An 18,696-nucleotide genomic window follows, 5' to 3' on the forward strand; every position below is an offset into this window, starting at 1 on the left:
AAAGCTGAAACTTTTCGGCATCATTGCCCGCTACAGTGCCACTGTTCTTCCCACAAGGCCTTCTTACGATGCAATGTTCTCGGCTGCCGCAAGCCGCTCTAAATCAAATGATCAACGGTGCCAGAGTGCTGGAGGCCGACAGTTACGGGCCGAAAGTCTACCTGTTGCAGGATGGGAATATTCTTAAACTATTTCGTCGCAAACGTTTTTTTTCATCTGCACTGGTCCGCCCGTATTCGAAACGCTTCATCGACAACGCCGTCGAACTGCAAAAGCTCGGTGTTCCGACCTTGCAGGTCCTGCAATTCTATCGACTGCAAGCTCCAGGCATGACGGCGGTGCTTTACCAGCCACTGCCAGGAGAAACCCTGCGCCAGATTGCCAATAAGGAAGGTTTCAGCTGGCCACAAGCCCTGCCCGACCTGGCCAACCTGATACGCAACCTGCATGATTCGGGGATCTATTTCAGGTCGCTGCATCTGGGCAACATCGTGATTACGCCCGATAACCGCATGGGCCTGATTGATGTGGCAGACATGCGATTCTTGCGTGCGCCATTGCCCCGGCATTTGGTCAAACGCAACCTTCAGCATTTCGCCCGCTATATTGCGCGCGAGAACCTGAACGAGACCTTTCCGATGCAAGCACTCGAACAGGCAGTACTGCCATCATGAGAGTAATGCGCGGGCGGTCTGGCTAAAGCTTAGCCATGATTGATCGGGGGCCAACGCCTGATATTGCTCCGCCGCGATGGTTTCAGGGGAGACGCTGAATGCTCGCGCGATGATATCCCGCCAGACGTCCACATTTTCTATAGGGGCATACCAGCCGGCATCCGCCAACTGCTCGCGAAACACATCCAGCTCACTGGACAGAACCGGAACACCTGCCATTACCGCCTCTTGCAAGATAAGCCCCAGGCCTTCGTTCAGCGACGGCATCGCAACCCAGTCGAATGCACGGTAGAGCTGCGCCACATCATCCATATGGCCCGGCAGCAAGACCTTGCCGCGCAACTGCAATTCATCGATCCGAGCTTCCAGTGCCGCACGGGCCGTTCCTTCACCCACAATCACCAGTTTCAGATCGGGCTTTTCAGGTAATGCTCCGGCAAAGGCATCGAGAAGACAGGCAAAACCTTTTCCCGCGACCAGACGCCCCACCGCCCCCAGCACCGGCGTTTTATCCAGCGGCAGGCCCAACCGGGTACGCGCTTGCTCTCGAGGAAGTAGTGCGGAGCGAAAAGCCGCCGGATCGAAGGCGCTGCGCAACGTCATGACCGGCACTTGCAGGTCTTCGCTCAGCGAAGCCGCGAGGGTTTTCGACACCGCAACCAAGGTCAGCCGAGAGGCCGGGAAACGCCCAAAGACCACTCGATCGACGGGATGAAGTCGCGTCGATCCATGAAAAATCACCACTGCACGGATGTGCGGCAAGGTTTCGAGTATCGGTAAGAACGCACGTGCCACTCCCAGGCCATCAAGCAGCAAGAGATGTGCATCGCTGTATTTGAGAGCGCTTCGAAACCTGGCTTGCATCCAGGGCTTGGTCAGCCGCCAGAAATGCCGTCCTTTCAGCCGGGAGGAGGACAACCCCCACTCCCGTACACCACCGACGCTCACCCCGCATTCCGACGCGTGCCCCTGAAGCAACCAGGTTTCAACCGGTACTGAGGGCGAGGCCTGGGACAATATCTGTTGATGCACCTTATGAGTTGAGGCGAACGGACCGCCGCTGGCCCACATGACATTAATAATACTCATAGGGCAAAAAGCCAGGACAAGGGTTTGCGGAAATGTGCGGCGGTGTCGAGCCGGTCGGCACTCTCGAAAGTAGCCCTGAACAGATCCAGCCGGCCACAACAGGTGACCATCAAGGTGATTTCACTTTCCTGGGAAAATTGCACCGAAGTCTCAATAAAGTAGTAGTCGCCAGCAATATCAATTGCTCTGCAACGCTTGTCAAATGCCCAACTTCAGGCGGATTTTTTCCATAAAGCCCAGAGGCGCTCGCGTACGCAATGCGGGCTCCAGCGCCTCGACGATCCGCTGGCCAATGCGCGCAAAACTGAACTGGCTAACCACCAGTTCGCGGCCATTATGCGCGATACGCTGCGCCAGTTCCGGATCACCGCGCAGTACGGCCAGTTTTGCCTGAAGCTGCGCTATGTCCTGATAGAACACAATGTTGTGCATATCCTTCAGGCCCAAAGCCTGACTTTCCCTCACACCCTGATCAAAAGCCAGCAAGACACAACCACAGGCCATAGCCTCGAAATTCTTGATCATGAACTCGCCCATTCCGACATCGGCACTGACGAAAAAGCGAATACGATTGAGCGTGTCGCAATACTCCTCACCGGAGTTTGTGCGAGTGACCACCAACGACTCGACGCGCCCCAGTTCATCGAGCAGGGCCTTGCGCCCGCTATAGGCAACGCTGTTGGTACTGCCGACGAACGCCAGTTCGATATCTCGTTCGCAGTGCCGGTCCTCAAGCTGGGTCTGGTCGTAGCCCTTGGGCACGAACACCGCGTCGAAACCCTCCTCGCGCAAGCGTTCGGTGACGACGAAACCGGAACTGATCACCCGTGCCCAGGGCAAGCGACGGTAATGCGCGCTGAACTTACCGGTATATTTGCAGGGGATGTAATTCTGGTAGGCATCGTGCTCGAGAATCACGAGGTTGGGTATCGTGCGGATAAATCCAACCTGACGAATCTCCTGCTTGAAACGCAGAAAAAACATGATACGGTCATACCGTGTCACATCGACTTCGCGCCGGAAATAGCTACGCAGGTTGCGCTGATCATTGCTGCTCAGCCACCGCAGGTCGCATTCGCAATGAGCTGCCACACCGTCGTACAAACGATCCAGAATGGCCCGCTGATCTTTCTGCACCAGAAATAGAACTTTCATCGTCTTCCTTGCCACAACAGCCAATCCGCCGAGCCACACCTGAACCCTGCCAGCCCGCAGGCAGGGGTACGCCAGGCCCGAAACACCTTACAGACGCCAGAACAGTTCATGGCGTCGTACAGCCTTGCGAAAGAATTCGTTTTCGCCATAGGGCGAACCGGAACGGCGTGCCAACAATCGTTGCAACAAGCGGCGTAAACGTCGTTTGAACGGGGCCCGGGGTTGCAAATCGTGCATCATTCCCAAGGCCATGGCTTTATCGCGCTGCTGCGCCGCAGAAAGCAAAAGGCAATAAGGATGGAGCTCCCGAGCCGAATCGAATACCGGAGGAAGTGCGATACCAGCGCCAGTGTCCCCCATCGGCCAGCGATCATTGTCATGCAGGTGATTGGCGTAACCCAGCAATGTCGGCTGCCATTCAAGCCCCTTCAGTGCTTCGAGAACGGCTTCCTGAGCACAAACATGATCGGGGTGGGGATCAAGTGTCGGGTGCGGCAGCACGATCACTTCAGGTCGCGCCCGCAGCAATAGCTCTCGCAGATCCGCCAGTAAATTGTTCCAGCTCGGTACACCGTCAACATCGCCCGGCAGGGTAAACGGGTTCATCTGGCGGAACAGTCGAGTGTCGCTCAAGTCTGCTTCACGCGACCCCACCGACTGCGCGGGGGAAGCTTGCATGGCTGCCAGTTGAAGGCAGAAATAGCCCAGTTGCGCGCAACGCGCCTCCGGCACCCCGGCCCAGCGCGGCACGGCAATACTGTCCCACGCTCGCAAACGGCCCTTGAGTCGCGCCGCCTCAACCTTGCTCAAACCCATCTGCTGATAGTGTTCGGCTTCGATTTCACCGGCGGTGAGCGTAACGATCCAGGTTTCGTCTGCCTGGCTGTACAAACCGTAAGCCGCCAGCTCGGCATCATCGGCATGGGGGGCGATCACCATTACCCGTTGCCGACGGTAATCCGGATGTTCCAGCGCCCACAGCACGGGCTCACCCAGCAATCGGCAGAAACGCCCGCGCAACCGCAGCTCGCCACGCGACAATACCTGCGCCTGACCACTGAGGTTGAGGTAACGCAGGCCATTCACCCCTCGCTCGAAGGTTTGTCGATCCGGGTTATCGCCTCCGGACAGCTCCACCACCGGGTCGAGGAAACGCCCCAGCCACGTGCTCTTGATTCGTAACGCCAACACCAGCGTTGCGTCGTCGACCAGCATGACGCCCTCGTCCAGCCGCAAGCGATCGCCGCTCAGATGAACCTTGGGTTGTGGCGTATAGGGTGGAAAACTGTATTGGTAATCATCTTTTGGCGAATAGAACAAATGGTCGGCAAACCAGGCCTCGTGCGCAATCCAGCCCAGAACAGCCAACACCAGCGGCAACCACCAGGCCACCCATACGCCGCAAACTATCAACACCCCCAGTGCGACCAACAGACCGATACGCTTGTTGCGTCGATGACGCTTGAGCAGTTGCTGTTTACGGCTCATGGGCTCACTCATACGGTGTAGACCGGCACAGGGTTGCACCAGCGATCCTTGTATTCCCGGTCGGCTCGACCGAAGGAAAAGCGCAAGGGCTTGTCCAGCGTCCGGGCATGTTCCCAGGCACTTTGGGTGTTGAGAAAACTCAGCACGCTACCGGGGCTGAATTCGCGGGTTTCAGGGTCGACGCCGCCATTGATGTACTCGACACTGATCCACTGCGGCGTCACGACGCGATACACCAGCTGAATGGCAATCGGTGCATCATTGAGGAAAATCACCGAGCCAATCAGTAAATCGCGCAGCAGCTCGATGACCTCGGCCATGCGTTCTGCGCCCGTCGCCGGGAAACCCCAGCGGCGCTGGAACAGGTCGCAGTAAATCGCTGCCAGCTCCGCACTGGAGAATTCGGACACCGGGCGCACCACGCCACCCGCCTCTTCCAGCAACCGGAGTTCACGGCGCTGGTTATAGCGGAATTTCTTCGACAGCTCTTCAGGTGTGCGAGCCATGGCCAGTTGTTCGGCCTGCAACTTGATTCCGGTGAAACGGCTTTCGTTCAGCGCCGACAAATAACGACCGCGATGACGCAAAGGGGCCTGGGCATCGTCGGCGGCCGGCAGGATAATCTCGGCATTGCCAAGGTCGAACAGGCCCTTTTTGCCGCAGCGCTTGAGAACGTCCTTGGACAAAGCAAGGTCGCGACCCCAGGTCGGGATCGCCGCCTTGACTTCCCCACGTTGCTCCCAGACCAGGTAACGCACCGGAATATCGGCCAGATGCGCCAGGCGTTCGACCACCATCGGATGAGTTGCGACGCTGCCGCCGTAACGTTGCCAGGCCTCGGCATAGGTCGAGGCATCGGCTACCGACCAGCCACGTTCGCGCCAGCCTTGAAATCGGTTGAGCATCAGCCCCTCGGTGCCAGTTCGATAACGTGTGGCAAATGCCAGAAAGCATCGCGTACCGCACGGTCGGAGAAGCGCTCACGCAAACGATCGAGCATCAGCTCGGCGCATTGGTGACGTTGCTGCTCGTCCATCGCGGCCAGATGCTGCAGCCCTTGCGCCAGGTGTTCGGCATCGCCCAGCGGGAACAGAATGCCCACGCCTTCGACCACTTCCTTCGCCCCGCCACACGCAGTGGCGAGCAACGGCACACCGGCAGCCATGGCTTCAAGCAGCACCATGCCGAACGGTTCGTGGTCGGAACTCAGGGCAAATACGTCGAAGGCACGGAAATAACGCCGCGCTTCGGGCACCTGGCCGAGGAACAGCACGCGATCGCCAATCCCCAGCTCGCGGGCCTGGGCCTTGAGATCCTGTTCGAGACGACCGCTACCGAGGATCACCAACTGACTGTTGGCCGGCAAACCCGGTAACGCCGCGGCAAAACCGTCCAGCAGCGTGGCCTGGTCCTTGTCCGGATGCAGGCGCCCGACGTTACCGACGATCCAGGCATCCGCCGCCAGACCGAGCACTTCTCGTGCCTCGCGCGCCGACAGCTGACTGTCTTGCAAGGCTTGCACATCGATACGGTTATAGAGTGTTCGAATCCGCGCCGCTGGCCATTTCGGCAGGCAACTGCGCATATCATCGCGCACTGCATCGGACACGCCGAGCAGGCTCAGGCGCTTGCGGAAGATGTGTGCGAACAGTTTGCGCGTGCCCCGTTTGTAATCGTCAAACGCGTGATGCACGCCAATGACCGGCAACGAGGTGCCGAGCAAGGCGATGTAGATCGGCTTGAAGCGATGGGCGATGCAGAAACTGAAATTGCGTGAAGCGGCGATCTTGCGCAGATCGCCAATGGCGCCCAGTTTCAGGCCACGAATGGCCCTGGAGCTGTATTCCATGAACAAGACTTCATCGGAGGCACAACCCGCGGCGACCTCGGCATCGGCAACCCCGGTGAGAAACACCGTGGTCACGCGATAGCCGGTCCCCGCGAACAGGCTGGCGTACTGCCGGGCGCAGTCCAGAAACGGCCCGTCATAGCCGTGGCAGAACTGCAGCACATGACGCTCAGCCGAGCGTGTCATAGGCGTTCGCGCCCTCTTTGACCACTAGGATGTCTTCCATGATCAGATACTGTAGATCGGAACCGAAGAACATGTTCAAGGCGTCTGTCGGCGAACAGATCATCGGCTCGCCACGACGGTTGAGGGAGGTGTTGAGCGACACGCCGTTGCCGGTCAGGACTTCCAGCGCCTTCATCATGTCGTAGTAGCGCGGGTTGTATTCGCGCTTGAGTACCTGGGCACGGGACGTGCCGTCTTCGTGGACGACTTCCGGCACACGGGTTTTCCACTCTTCAGCCACTTCGAAGGTGAACGTCATGAACGGCGCCGGGTGATCGATCTTGATCATCTGCGGAGCCACGGTGTCGAGCATCGACGGGCAGAAAGGCCTCCAGCGCTCGCGGAACTTGATCTGGTGGTTGATGCGATCGGCCACACCGGCCACGCTCGGGCAACCAATGATCGAACGACCGCCCAACGCGCGCGGACCGAACTCCATGCGGCCCTGGAACCAGGCCACCGGGTTGCCATCGACCATGATCTTGGCAATCTGCTCCGGCATGTTGTCGAGCTTGCGCCAGGTTGGCTTGTTCTCGTGACGGGCGCAGGCGGCAATCACATCCTCGTTGCTGTACGACGGGCCGAGGTAGACGTGTTCCATCTTCTCGACCGGTACGCCACGGGCGTGGGACACATAGGCTGCGGCGCCGACTGCAGTACCGGCATCACCGGACGCAGGCTGCACGAACAGTTCCTTGACGTCGTCGCGGGCGATGATTTTCTGGTTGAGCTTGACGTTCAACGCACAGCCACCGGCATAGGCCAGCTTGCCGGTTTGCTTGAGCACGTCACCCAGGTAGTAGTCGATCATCTGCAGCGCAATTTTTTCGAACAGCGCTTGAATGCTCGCGGCGTAGTGGATGTAAGGCTCGTCGGCGATGTCGCCTTCGCGCTTGGGACCCAGCCACTCAATCAGCTTCGGCGAGAAGTAGTAACCCTTGCCCTTCTCTTTATAGCGACGCAGGCCGATGACGTTGGCGTAGTCGGTGTTGATCACCAGCTCGCCATTTTCGAACGAAGCCAGGCGCGAGAAATCGTATTTGCTGGCGTCGCCGTACGGCGCCATGCCCATGACCTTGAACTCACCGTCGAGCATATCGAAACCGAGGAACTCGGTGATCGCGCCGTACAGGCCGCCGAGGGAGTCCGGATCGAAGAATTCCTTGATCTTGTGGATCTTGCCGTTTTCGCCATAACCGAAGAAGGTCGTGGCGTACTCGCCCTTGCCGTCGATGCCCAGGATCGCGGTTTTCTCTTTGAAGCCGGAGCAGTGATAAGCGCTGGAGGCGTGGGCCAGGTGGTGTTCGACCGGCTCGATCTTGATCTTCTTCGGATCAAAACCCAGTTGCTCCAGGCACCAGACGATCTTGTTGCGATAGCGCTTGTAGCGACGGTTGCCCATCAGGATCGCGTCGAGTGCACGGTCCGGGGCGTACCAGTAACGCTTGGCGTACTGCCAGCGGGCCTTGCCGAACAGGCTGATCGGGGCGAACGGGATTGCTACCACGTCAACGTCGGACGGCTTGATACCGGCCTGTTCCAGACAGAACTTCGCCGATTCGTAGGGCATGCGGTTCTTTGCATGTTTATCGCGTACGAAGCGCTCTTCCTCAGCCGCCGCGACCAGCTTGCCGTCGATGTACAAGGCTGCGGAAGGATCATGGCTAAGGGCGCCGGACAGGCCAAGAATCGTCAATGCCACAGGGGTCTAGCCTCTTTAGTCTGCATGCAGGCGCAGTGGCGCCTCAAAAAATGATGTGCCTTCGCAAGGAGCGCGAGGCAGCTAAAGGGCGGGATTATAGCTTAAAAGCAGCTTCAAACCTCTAGCGGCAAGCGGCAAGTGCACGCAGCTGCGATCCTGCCATTGTTTACCCGCGCGCAGGTCGCCAGTAGATGAGGATGTTGCCATCCACGGCCTGGCGGTAAACGGTGTACGGCAAGACAACCGTATCCAGTGTGCCGGACAAGGCCAGGTCCAGCAAAACGAACGGCACGAGTATTCCCGTGGGATCGGGTGGCGCGTTCAATACACAGAAATCGTAGGCCAGGCCGCTGTAGACCCGAGGGATGGACTGACAATAGGTTTTTTGCCTGCGAAGTCCCTGGGCCGCGTCGGCATCATCCTGCAACACTGTTGCGACGGTACCGCACCCGGTCAGGGCGAGTGAGATGACACCTGATGTGACTGCCATTTTTATTGTCAAAGTCTGCCCTCCGGGAACGTCAGGCAAACTAGCATCGTGGTCATTCAAGCCACAGTTCATGGCTTCTGAAGATCATGTAGGACGGATCACAAGACCTTGTCCCTATTTCCCGATTGGCTGTTCCGGGCTCTTCGCGAGCAGGCTTGCTCCCACACTGGATCTATGTCGAACACAAATCAATTGTGGGAGCGAGCCTGCTCGCGACAGGACCGAAGGTCCGATTCAGGCAGCGCCAGTGATGTCTTTGGGCAAACGCTGATCAATGACCTGATACAGCGCACTACTCTGCGGCCAATTGCGCATGAATCGCGCCCGATCCCGTGCATAAGCCGGGGCAAAGCTGCCGGGAGAGCTGTGCTGACACATCGAGTCCAGATCGATCAGCGCCCAGCGATCATCCTGCCAGAACAGGTTGTGTCCCTTGAAATCGCCATGGCTGATACGTTCGCGAATCAGTTCGGCAAACAGCTGATCCAGCGCCGCCAATTCCGCCTCGGGCGCATCGCCGCTTTCAACATAGGGGGCAAAGCGTTCGATGATGTCCGGCCCTTGCAGGTGCTCGGTAATCAGATAAGCGCGACTGCGCAGCCATAGAAAACGCTTTTCCAGCAATGCCAGGGGTTTTGGCGTGGCAATACCGAGGAATGCCAGGCGATTGCCTTCGCACCAGGAATGCCAGGCACGGCTCGGACGCCAGAAACGTTTGAGCCAGTGGGCGAAGCCCTTGATGTTGTAGCGCTTGATCACCAAGGTACGACCGTCCACTTCAACCTTGCCGACGCTCGCCGCGCCGCCGGTCTTGTACAAGTGACCCTGATCCAGCAAGGCGTCGGCCTGCTCCAATACCGGCAGCATCGCCGCCTCTTCCTCGCGGCGAATCGCCCGCAAGGCGAATGCGCCGCGCTGGACGCTGAACAACGTGCATTCGCGACCGACCTTGATCAGAAAATCCTTCAGGCGCCAGCTGCGCACCTTATCGATCTGTTTCTGCAACGCTTCCATGGGCAAGGCGTGCTCGCCGTTGCTCAGCAGGTAGTAAACCAGCAACTCTTCGGTGAACGGCTCCAGCGCCTTGGGCAACTGGGCAAAAAACACACCGAGATTTTCCAGGGATTTCTGCCGCGACAACGGCTGGCCAGGCGTTTCGGCGCGAATCCCGGCACCGTCGATCAAATACAGTCGACTGCCCTGGCGCAGCAGGTTGTCCAGATGCAGGTCTTCCTGCCACAGACCCTTGCGATGCATTTGCCCGATTGCGCCCAGAGCCTCCGCCAGAACTGTCGATTGTTCATCGGCCAGCACCGGCAAGTGTTCGACCTGTTGCCAGGCATCACCCAGGCTGGCGGCGCCTTCCAGAAATTCGAACAGCAGCCAGCCGCCCTCGCCGTCCTTGAGCCCGTCGGCCAACAGCAGCGGTGTGGTCAAGCCTTGCGCCGCCAGCAGGTGCACGCCATCCAGCTCCCGCTGAAAATGCCGTGCCGCTTTGCTGCCAACCAGCAATTTCGCCAGCACCGGGCGACCCCGCCAGACACCGGCTCCGACATAACGCTGCCCGGGCAACACCCGCAACAGGCTCAGCAGCTGCAAATCGGCCGGCCCGGCGGCATCGGCCAGCGACAGGCTCAGCGGCAGCGTCGGACTGCGGCCAGCGTTTTTCAGTTCGGACAAACGCATCAGCGTTTCTCCTTGTGGCTGCGCCGCACAGCCTGACACTTGAGGTAGATACCGTGACCTTCCAGGTCCAGTCGAGCGGCCAGAAAATCAGTCATTCACGTCCCTCGAAAAATCTCACCACATGCCGGATCCGTTTTTTGTCGCCGACTGTAAGCCGGTTCCGTTGACGGTATTGCAGGTAAAAGCGCAGGCGCTGGGTGGCCGACAGTTGATACTTGGCGACCTTGTCCAGGCACGCCAGGTCCTTGGTGATGCGGTATTTGAGCCAGAAGCCGCGCCAAAAATCACCGTTGGGGCAGTCGATCAGGAACAGTTTGGCCTGATCGTCGATCAACAGGTTGCGCCACTTCAAATCGTTGTGGGTAAAGCGGTGGTCGTGCATGGTCCGGGTATAGCCGGCCAACTGACGGCTGACGGTGTCGACCCAGGCGCGGTCCGCCAGCTTCGGATCGTGACGTGCGGCCAGCACCGACAGGTCTACGGTATGTGGCAGTTCACGGGTGATCATTGCCCCGCGATCGTAGGCCGCGCCACGCCGCTCCAGGCCCCAGGCCACCACTTCGGCGGTAGGAATGCCCCATTTGGCGAAGCGCTTGAGATTCTGCCATTCCATTTTCACCCGAGGCTTGCCCAGGTAGCGACGCAGGCCCTTGCCCGCGCCAACGTAGCGTTTGACGTAGTAGTTCACGCCATTGCGCTGAACGCGGATAACCTCGGACAGCAGGTCGTGGGTCAGGCGTTCGCCCTGAAGCGCGAATACAGCATCAAGACTGCCGAAGTCTGCGGCCAGATCGCTGTAAGCAGGTTCCAGCTTCCAACCCGCCATCAGAGCGCATCCCCGTATCGCTGTTTGCGGTCGTAGAGTTTGCCGGCCTTGCCTTCCAGCCAATTCAACAGCTCGGCTTCTTCACCAAGAATCTGCCGTAGCGGTTGTTGGAAATAGCCTTTGAGGAAACGCAGTTTGTCACGGCGGGTCAAGCCGATATCCAGGGCCGAAAAATACAGCGCCGCCAGATCCTTGTTACGCCAGCGGCGGGTGATGGCCGGGCGGGTCTGGGCGCGGTGCAGATCGATCACCGAGAGTTTGAAATCGTCCGCGGTCACCGGCTTGTCGGTGTGCAGCAGGAAGTGGCAGATGTAGCAATCACGATGGTTGACCCCGGCGCGGTGCATCATGCCGGTCATGCGCGCCACTTCGGCGATCAGTGCGCGCTTGAGTCTTGGCTCGGGCGGCTGCCTGACCCAGTTGATGCTGAAATCTTCGAGGCTGACGGTCGGCGCCAGCTCCTCGGTGACGATGAAGGAATGCTGGTCCGCCGGGTTGCTGCCCTTTTCGCCATAAGCAACGGCGGTCATGGTCGGCACGCCGACCTCTTGCAGACGCTGGATGGCCGTCCACTCCTGGCCCGCGCCGAGTACCGGCAATTTGGCGGTGAGCAGGTTCTTGAAGATCTCGCCCCAACCGATGCCGCGGTGGATCTTCACGAAAAACCCGTTGCCGTTCACCTCGGTGCGCAGGGTGCGGCGAGCTTCAAGTTCGCGGTACACCTCACCCTGCAAGTCCTCGACTTCGGCGAACGGATCACGTCCGGCCCAGAGGCTCTTGAACGGTTCAGCCAGCATCAACTTCATTTAAGCGTGCTCCGCCAGAATCACATCGGCCGCGTGCTGCGGCATGCTATAGAGGTCGGCCGTCTCGGCGAAGGCCAGACCATTGCGGCTCCAGGCCGCCCGTGCTTGAGCGTCGTTCAACATGCCGGTCAGGTACTGTGTCAGTTGGGCCTGCTCGAATGGCTCGTCCAGTACCAGGCCAGCATCGGCCTCGGCAATGTAATGGGCATAGCCACAGACCGCACTCACCAGCACCGGCAACCCCGCCACCAGAGCTTCAAGCAGCACGGTGCCGGTGTTTTCGTTGTACGCCGGGTGGATCAATAGATCGGCCCCCAACAGGAAACGCGGGATATCGCTGCGACCCTTGAGGAACGTCACGTTATCGCCAAGCCCCAATGTGGCGCTCTGCATCTGGAATAACTTGGGGTCATCCTGGCCAATTACAAACAGCCGGGTGCGCTTCTTCAGGTCGGCGGGCAGTGCCGCCAATGCCTTGAGGCTGCGATCGACGCCCTTGGTCTTGAACCCGGAGCCGATCTGCACCAACAGCAACTCATCGTCCTTGAGATTGAATTCGGCACGGAACCCGGCACGGATCTCGTCCGCATCCGCGGGCCGGCGGCGGTCCTGGGCGATGCCCGGCGGCAGCAAATGGAAACGCTTGAGCGGCGTGTCGTAATGCTTGATGAACAGCGGCTGCTGCACTTCGGAAATCATCAACACTTCGGTCTTTGCATCTTTGGCGAACACCGCGCGCTCGTACTCGGCGAAGTGGCGGTAGCGACCCCAGCGACGGTACAACGAATTTCGCAGGTTCTGCGCCTTGTCTTCGAAGCACCCGTCGGCGGCGTAGTAGACATCCAGGCCGGGCATCTTGTTGAAGCCGATCAGACGGTCTACCGGGCGCCTGGCCAGGTCCGCCTCCATCCACGCGCTGAGTTTTTCGTTGCGACGATGGTTGAAGAACGCCTTGACCGGTGCCACCAGCACCTCAAACCCGGGCGGTACGTCACCTTCCCAGATCAGCGTGTAGACACGGATCTGGTGGCCGCGCTTCTGGCACTCGAGGGCAATGCGCATGAAGTCACGCTGCAAGCCACCGAAGGGAAAATACTTGTACAGGACAAATGCCAATTGCATCAGCGCAGCTCCTCAGCCAGTAACAACGTGCTCAGTCTGCTGGCGACACGCTCGGGATTCAGACGCGTGAAGCACAGTGGCCACTCGCGCTTCAGGTCAAACAGACGGGCATCTTCGGCCGTCGGTTGATAGGTGCATTTCTTTTGCAGGCACGGCGCACAGGGGAAATCGCTCGCCAGGTGAATCTGCGACTTGCCGTAGGCACCGGTCAGGCCAGGGTTGGTCGGGCCGAACAGCGACAGCGTCGGCACGTCCAGCGCCGCGGCCAGGTGGCCCAGGCCGGTGTCCACCGCCACGCAAGCCTGCGCGCCGGCCAACACTTTGCCGACACCGGCCAGGTTCAGTTTGGGCAGCACTTCGACGTGCTTCATGTCCCTGGCGATGCGCTCGGCGCGGGCCTTCTCGATGGCGTTACCCCAGGGCAGCTTGACCCCGACCCCCAGATAACCAACGCGCTCGGCCAACTCGCGCCAGTAGGCTTCGGGCCAATGCTTGGTGTCCCAGGTGGTACCGTGCAGGAACAGCACGTATGGATTCTTGCGTGGCAATTCCACCAGGCGCTCGACGTTCAGGCCATAGTCGCCAAGGCCTTTGGGCAAGTCATAACCCAGGGCCACGGCAAACAGCTGACGCACCCGCTCCACCGCATGCTGCCCACGGGCCACGGCCAGGCGTCGGGAATAGAAGCGTGCGGCAATCGGTTCACGGGCGGAGTCTTTATCGAGCCCGGCGACAGGGGCTTTGACATAGCGGGTCAGCAACGCACTTTTCAGCAGGCCCTGGGCATCGATGACCAGATCGTATTTCGTGGCGCGAAGGCTTTGCTTGAAGCGCTTCCACTCACCGCTCTTGATGGTTTGCCAGATGTTCTTGCGCCAGCGACGGATCGCCACCGGAATCACCTTGCCCACCGCCGGGTGCCAAGTGGGGATTTCGGCGAAGCCTTCCTCCACCACCCAATCGAAGGTGATGCCGGGAATGGCCCGCGCCGCGTCGGTCAGCGCCGGCAACGCGTGAATCACGTCGCCCAGCGATGAAGTCTTGATCAACAGTACCCGCAAGCTATTTGACCTCGACCACAGTGCCCTGCAAACGCTGCAAGGCTTCGTTCACCGCTTGCGGCATCAGCTGGCGCAGGCAGTTGTAATGACCGAAACGGCACGTACGATCGAAGCACGGGCTGCATTCAATGCCCAGTCGCACGATCTCGACATGCTCGGCCAGTGGCGGCGTGAAGCCTGGCGATGTCGAACCGTAGATCGCCACTAACGGGCGGTTCAGCGCGGCGGCAACGTGCATCAGGCCGGAGTCGTTGGACACCACCGAATCGGCGCAGGACATCAGATCGATCGCCTCGGCCAGCGAGGTACCGCCACTGAGATTCACCGACTCTTCACGCAAACCGGGAATAAGCCGCGAACGGATGTCTTCGCCCACCGCGTGATCATTTTTCGATCCGAACAGCCAGACCTGCCAGCCCTCGCGAATCTTCGCCTCGGCGACCTTGGCGTAGTGCTCGGACGGCCAGCGCTTGGACTCGCCGAACTCGGCGCCGGGGCATAGCGCCAACACCGGGCGATCCAGCGCCAGACCAAACTTGGCCAGTGCCGCTTCGCGTGTCACCGGGTCGATCCGCAGGCTCGGTCGCGGATAAGGTTTGGGCAGTTCCAGGCCAGGCTCGTAAGCCAGGGCCATGAAGCGCTCGATCATCAGCGGATAACGTTCTTTGTCCAGCGTGCGCACATCGTTGAGCAGGCCGTAACGGAACTCGCCACGCCAACCGGTGCGTTTCGGGATGGCGGCAAAAAACGGTACCAGCGCCGATTTCAGCGAGTTGGGCAACAGAATTGCCTGGTCGTACTGTCCGGCCAGGGATTTACCGATGCGCCGACGCGTAGCCAACTCCAGCACGCCGTGACCGAGCGGGAAGCTCAAGGCCTGGCGCACTTCGGGCATGCGCTCAAGAATCGGCCGGCTCCACTCGGGGGCCAGCACGTCGATTTCGCATTGCGGGTGGCGCTGCTTGAGACACTGAAACAGTGTCTGCGCCATCACCATGTCACCGACCCAACTGGGCCCAACGATCAGAATTTTCATGTGGTTTCCAAAAACGAACCGGGGAGGCCTACGCCTCCCCGCCTCGAGAATTCTACAAACACTGCAGATCTACTGTGGGAGCGAGCCTGCTCGCGATGGCGGCGTGACAGTCAACATAAATGTTGTATATGACGACCTCATCGCGAGCAGGCTCGCTCCCACATTGGGTATTGGGTGTTTCTAATATCCCGATTCAGCTTAGCCCCAGCTCGCGCCAGATCCGCATGACCTGTCGCCGTTCGTCTGCGAACTGGTCGCCGGTTATCACCCCGGGGTCCTTCTGCAAGGCCTGCCGGTGGGCGGCGGAGCGGTAGGCCTTATAGGCTTCACGCAACAGGCTGGCATCTTCGGCGGGCATCAGCCCTTCGTGTTCCAGCTCTTCCAGAATGCGGATATTGTCAGTCCAGCGCAGCAATGGCGGGTGTGTTTCGGACCACGCCAGGGCCGCGTATTGCACCATAAATTCGATATCGACGATACCTCCGGCGTCCTGCTTGAGATCGAAGGGCGCCGTGGCCTCGAAGGCATTTGCCCCGGTGCCGGCCGCGGTGCTCTTGCTGCCCAGGTTATCGCGCATCTTCGCCCGCATCTCGCTGACGTCCTGGCGCAAGGCCGGCAGGTCCCGCGCTTTGCCCAGGATCGCCGCGCGAACCTGCTCGAACGCCCGACCGACGTCCTCGCTGCCCACCAACACCCGTGCCCGTACCAGTGCCTGATGTTCCCAAGTCCAGGCTTCGTTCTCCTGATAACGGGCAAACGCCCCCAGCGAACTCACCAGCAACCCCGACGCACCGGACGGTCGCAGGCGCATGTCCACTTCATAGAGCTGACCGGAGTTGGTCTGGGCCGTGAGCAAGTGAATGATCCGCTGCCCGAGCCGGGTGAAGAATTGCGCGCCATCAATCGGTTTGGGCCCGTCAGTCTCCGCCTGCGGATCGCCGTCGTGGATGAACACCAGGTCCAGGTCCGAACCATGCCCCAATTCCAGACCGCCGACTTTCCCATAACCGACAATAATGAAACCGGGATCGCACAAGGTGCCGTCGGTGCGCAACGGCGTACCGTATTTGGCCACCGTCTGGCGCCAGGCCAGGGCCAGCACTTGTTCCAGAATCGCCTCGGCGAGCCAGGTCAGGTAATCACTGACTTTCATCAACGGCAGGCTGCCGGCGATTTCCGAGGCCGCCACCCGCAAGCGGTGCGCCAGCTTGAAATGGCGCAAGGCTTCCATTTGTTGTTCAAGGTCGTCTTCGGGAATTCGTGTCAGGCGCTCACGCAACTCGGCGGCCAGTTCCGGGGCCAGAGGCGGCTTGAACAGCCGGCCTTCGTTGAGCAATTCGTCGAGTAGCAGCGGGAAGCGGGTGATCTGCTCGGCGATCCAAGGACTCGCCGCGCACAAGGTCAGCAAGCGTCGCAGCGCGCCGGGGTTTTCAGTCAGCAGCACCAGATAAGCTGAACGGCGCGCCACGGCTTCCACCAGTGGCAACACCCGCTCCAGCACCAGATCCGGATTGGCATGCTCCACCGCCTGAGCGAGCAAGCGCGGAATAAAGGCATCGAGGCGTTCGCGCCCCAGACGCTGCATCGCACGCAACTGCGGACTGCTACGCAGACTGGCCAGTGCTTTCAGCGCTTTGGGGGCGTCGGCGAAACCGCCCTCCTGCAACTGACGGCAGGCCGCCTCTTCATCCTGGGCCTCCTCCCACAATGGCAGCCACTCGCCACCGACCACCACTTCGCTTTCGACGCCCTGCTCCTCGTCGGGATCGGCGATCACCTGACCGAAGTGCCAGGCAACACGGCCGCGCCAAAACATCAGTTGTGCATGGAAGGCCGGCCAATCGGCGAAGCCCAGCATAAAGGCAATGCGCGCCTGATCCTGAGCGCCGTCCGGGAGCATCTGGGTCTGGCGGTCGGCAATCGCCTGGATCGCGTGTTCGGTGTAACGCAGGAATTCATAACCTTCGCGCAATTCGCTGATCACCGCCGGCGGCAGATAACCCTGGCCTTCCAGCGTACTCAATACCTTCAGCAGTGGACGTTGTTGCAGGCTCAGGTCACGACCGCCGTGAATCAGCTGGAAAGCCTGGGCGATAAATTCCACTTCGCGGATGCCGCCGGAGCCGAGCTTGATGTTGTCGGCCATGCCCTTGCGCCGCACTTCCTGCTGGATCAGCTGCTTCATGGTGCGCAGCGCTTCGATCGCGGAGAAATCCAGATAACGCCGGTAAACGAACGGCCGCAGCATGTCTTGCAGTTGCGCGCCGGCCACCTGGTCGCCGGCTACCACCCGCGATTTGATCATCGCGTAGCGTTCCCAGTCGCGACCCTGATCCTGGTAATACTGCTCCAGCGCGTTGAAACTCAGGACCAGCGCACCCGACGATCCATAGGGTCGCAGGCGCATGTCGACACGGAATACGAAACCGTCGACGGTCATCGGGTCCAGGGCCTTGATCAGGCGCTGGCCGAGGCGGATGAAAAATTCCTGGTTATCCAGCGGACGTTTCACACCGACGGTTTCGCCGCCCTCCGGGTAGGCGAAAATCAGGTCGATATCCGACGACAGATTGAGCTCCACCGCGCCCAGCTTGCCCATGCCAAGGACGACCATTTGTTGTGGTTCGCCGCTGCGCCGCCCCGTGGGTACGCCGAACTGCTGGCAATGCCGCGAGTACAGCCATTGATAGGCTTGATCGATGCTGGCATCGGCCATGTCCGACAGGTCACGGCAGGTCTGGACCAGATCGGCCTGGCGGGTCAGGTCGCGCCAGATGATGCGCACTTGATGACGCGCGCGCTGGCGGCGCAAGGCGCGACCCAGTCCGTCATCGGTTTCGGCCGCGCTCGCCGCCGCGGCAATCTGTGCGCACAACTCGCCCGGGGCAAAAACGCGGTCCAGTTCACCGGATCGCACCAGGTCGAGCAACATCAAAGGGTCACGAACACTCTGTTCAATCACGAAATCGCTGGCGGCGGTCACGCGGGCAAATTGTGCCCAGCGCTCAGCCGTCCAGGCAGACAAGCCATGGTCGTCATCCAAAGCAGCAACGGCGGCACGGAACGACTGCTCGGCACGGGTGACAAACGGCAGCAGAATGGCGGGCAGTTCGGCAAGCGAAGGAAGGCTCATGGTCTATCCTTGATCGGCGTGTATTGGCCCGAATGTAGTGAATTGTAGGAATGCACTACCTGGAGGAGTGTCGAACAAAAGTTAGAAATAGCTGAAATTTCTTCATTTTTGGCAGCCAGCATCAAACTTTCACCTTTTCGGATTGGTAAAAGACCAACCTTAACGATTATTCTCACAACGCAGCCGGGGGCCACAAGCCGCTCATCTGTAGTTTTACTACTCGTATATACATTAGTAAGGCTGAAATGCCGGAAGATTTGTAGTAAAACTACACACCGCCGGAACAACCTATCGGCAATCCAAGAATTCATAACGTCTGCCCACAAGGCCAGTCGCTAACTCAGGCAACCGATT

The 18,696-nt window shown here is 59.8% G+C and carries 15 protein-coding genes; 1 reads left to right on the forward strand and 14 read right to left on the reverse strand.

The genetic code is table 11. The annotated features are described in order from the left end of the window. The first annotated feature begins 68 nt into the window (after window positions 1–68). The gene (locus tag BJ917_RS16685; RefSeq protein WP_096513735.1) at window positions 69–674 is read left to right on the forward strand and encodes a serine/threonine-protein kinase; all 606 of its coding nucleotides are present in this window, start codon (window positions 69–71) and stop codon (window positions 672–674) included. On the opposite strand, the gene BJ917_RS16690 is transcribed toward BJ917_RS16685, so the two are convergent. The 14 genes from BJ917_RS16690 to glnE all read right to left on the reverse strand — a co-directional run bounded on the left by BJ917_RS16690 (window position 669) and on the right by glnE (window position 18,342). Further along, window positions 669–1,763, reverse strand: coding sequence for a glycosyltransferase (locus BJ917_RS16690; RefSeq protein ID WP_096513736.1), 1,095 nt, complete (start codon window positions 1,761–1,763; stop codon window positions 669–671). The genes BJ917_RS16685 and BJ917_RS16690 overlap by 6 nt on opposite strands. 198 nt (window positions 1,764–1,961) lie before the next feature. Continuing rightward, window positions 1,962–2,918 (reverse strand): glycosyltransferase, encoded by a 957-nt coding sequence (locus BJ917_RS16695; protein WP_121103873.1) that lies wholly within the window; start codon window positions 2,916–2,918, stop codon window positions 1,962–1,964. A gap of 87 nt (window positions 2,919–3,005) precedes the next feature. Beyond that, the gene (locus BJ917_RS16700) at window positions 3,006–4,406 is read right to left on the reverse strand and encodes a PIG-L deacetylase family protein (protein WP_121103874.1); all 1,401 of its coding nucleotides are present in this window, start codon (window positions 4,404–4,406) and stop codon (window positions 3,006–3,008) included. A gap of 8 nt (window positions 4,407–4,414) precedes the next feature. Further along, on the reverse strand, window positions 4,415–5,311 hold the full coding sequence (locus BJ917_RS16705; RefSeq protein ID WP_096513739.1) for an antimicrobial resistance protein Mig-14: 897 nt from the start codon (window positions 5,309–5,311) through the stop codon (window positions 4,415–4,417). Further along, window positions 5,311–6,441: a glycosyltransferase gene (locus BJ917_RS16710; protein WP_121103875.1), complete on the reverse strand. Its 1,131-nt coding sequence runs from the start codon at window positions 6,439–6,441 to the stop codon at window positions 5,311–5,313. Before BJ917_RS16710 ends, BJ917_RS16705 begins: the two co-directional genes overlap by 1 nt. Further along, on the reverse strand, window positions 6,425–8,182 hold the full coding sequence (locus tag BJ917_RS16715; RefSeq protein ID WP_121103876.1) for a carbamoyltransferase: 1,758 nt from the start codon (window positions 8,180–8,182) through the stop codon (window positions 6,425–6,427). Before BJ917_RS16715 ends, BJ917_RS16710 begins: the two co-directional genes overlap by 17 nt. A gap of 166 nt (window positions 8,183–8,348) precedes the next feature. Continuing rightward, entirely contained in the window at window positions 8,349–8,684 is a 336-nt protein-coding gene (locus BJ917_RS16720) for a YceK/YidQ family lipoprotein (protein WP_096515586.1), read from the reverse strand. A 222-nt stretch (window positions 8,685–8,906) separates the two neighbouring features. Continuing rightward, the gene (locus tag BJ917_RS16730) at window positions 8,907–10,358 is read right to left on the reverse strand and encodes a lipopolysaccharide kinase InaA family protein (RefSeq protein ID WP_096513742.1); all 1,452 of its coding nucleotides are present in this window, start codon (window positions 10,356–10,358) and stop codon (window positions 8,907–8,909) included. Between the two features lie 91 nt (window positions 10,359–10,449). Next, entirely contained in the window at window positions 10,450–11,184 is a 735-nt protein-coding gene (locus tag BJ917_RS16735; protein ID WP_096513743.1) for a lipopolysaccharide kinase InaA family protein, read from the reverse strand. Next, window positions 11,184–11,990, reverse strand: a complete 807-nt coding sequence (gene rfaP, locus BJ917_RS16740; RefSeq protein ID WP_121103878.1) for a lipopolysaccharide core heptose(I) kinase RfaP — start codon at window positions 11,988–11,990, stop codon at window positions 11,184–11,186. The genes BJ917_RS16735 and rfaP overlap by 1 nt, the downstream gene beginning before the upstream one ends. Beyond that, window positions 11,991–13,112, reverse strand: coding sequence for a glycosyltransferase family 4 protein (locus BJ917_RS16745; protein ID WP_096513745.1), 1,122 nt, complete (start codon window positions 13,110–13,112; stop codon window positions 11,991–11,993). Then, window positions 13,112–14,173, reverse strand: a complete 1,062-nt coding sequence (gene waaC / locus BJ917_RS16750) for a lipopolysaccharide heptosyltransferase I (protein ID WP_096513746.1) — start codon at window positions 14,171–14,173, stop codon at window positions 13,112–13,114. The genes BJ917_RS16745 and waaC overlap by 1 nt, the downstream gene beginning before the upstream one ends. A 1-nt stretch (window position 14,174) precedes the next feature. After that, entirely contained in the window at window positions 14,175–15,209 is a 1,035-nt protein-coding gene (waaF, locus tag BJ917_RS16755; RefSeq protein WP_096513747.1) for a lipopolysaccharide heptosyltransferase II, read from the reverse strand. A 193-nt stretch (window positions 15,210–15,402) separates the two neighbouring features. Beyond that, window positions 15,403–18,342 (reverse strand): bifunctional [glutamate--ammonia ligase]-adenylyl-L-tyrosine phosphorylase/[glutamate--ammonia-ligase] adenylyltransferase, encoded by a 2,940-nt coding sequence (gene glnE / locus BJ917_RS16760; protein WP_096513748.1) that lies wholly within the window; start codon window positions 18,340–18,342, stop codon window positions 15,403–15,405. Between the last annotated feature and the right edge of the window lie 354 nt (window positions 18,343–18,696).

The sequence above is a fragment of the Pseudomonas sp. WPR_5_2 genome (assembly GCF_003634475.1).
Lineage (GTDB): Bacteria > Pseudomonadota > Gammaproteobacteria > Pseudomonadales > Pseudomonadaceae > Aquipseudomonas > Aquipseudomonas izuensis.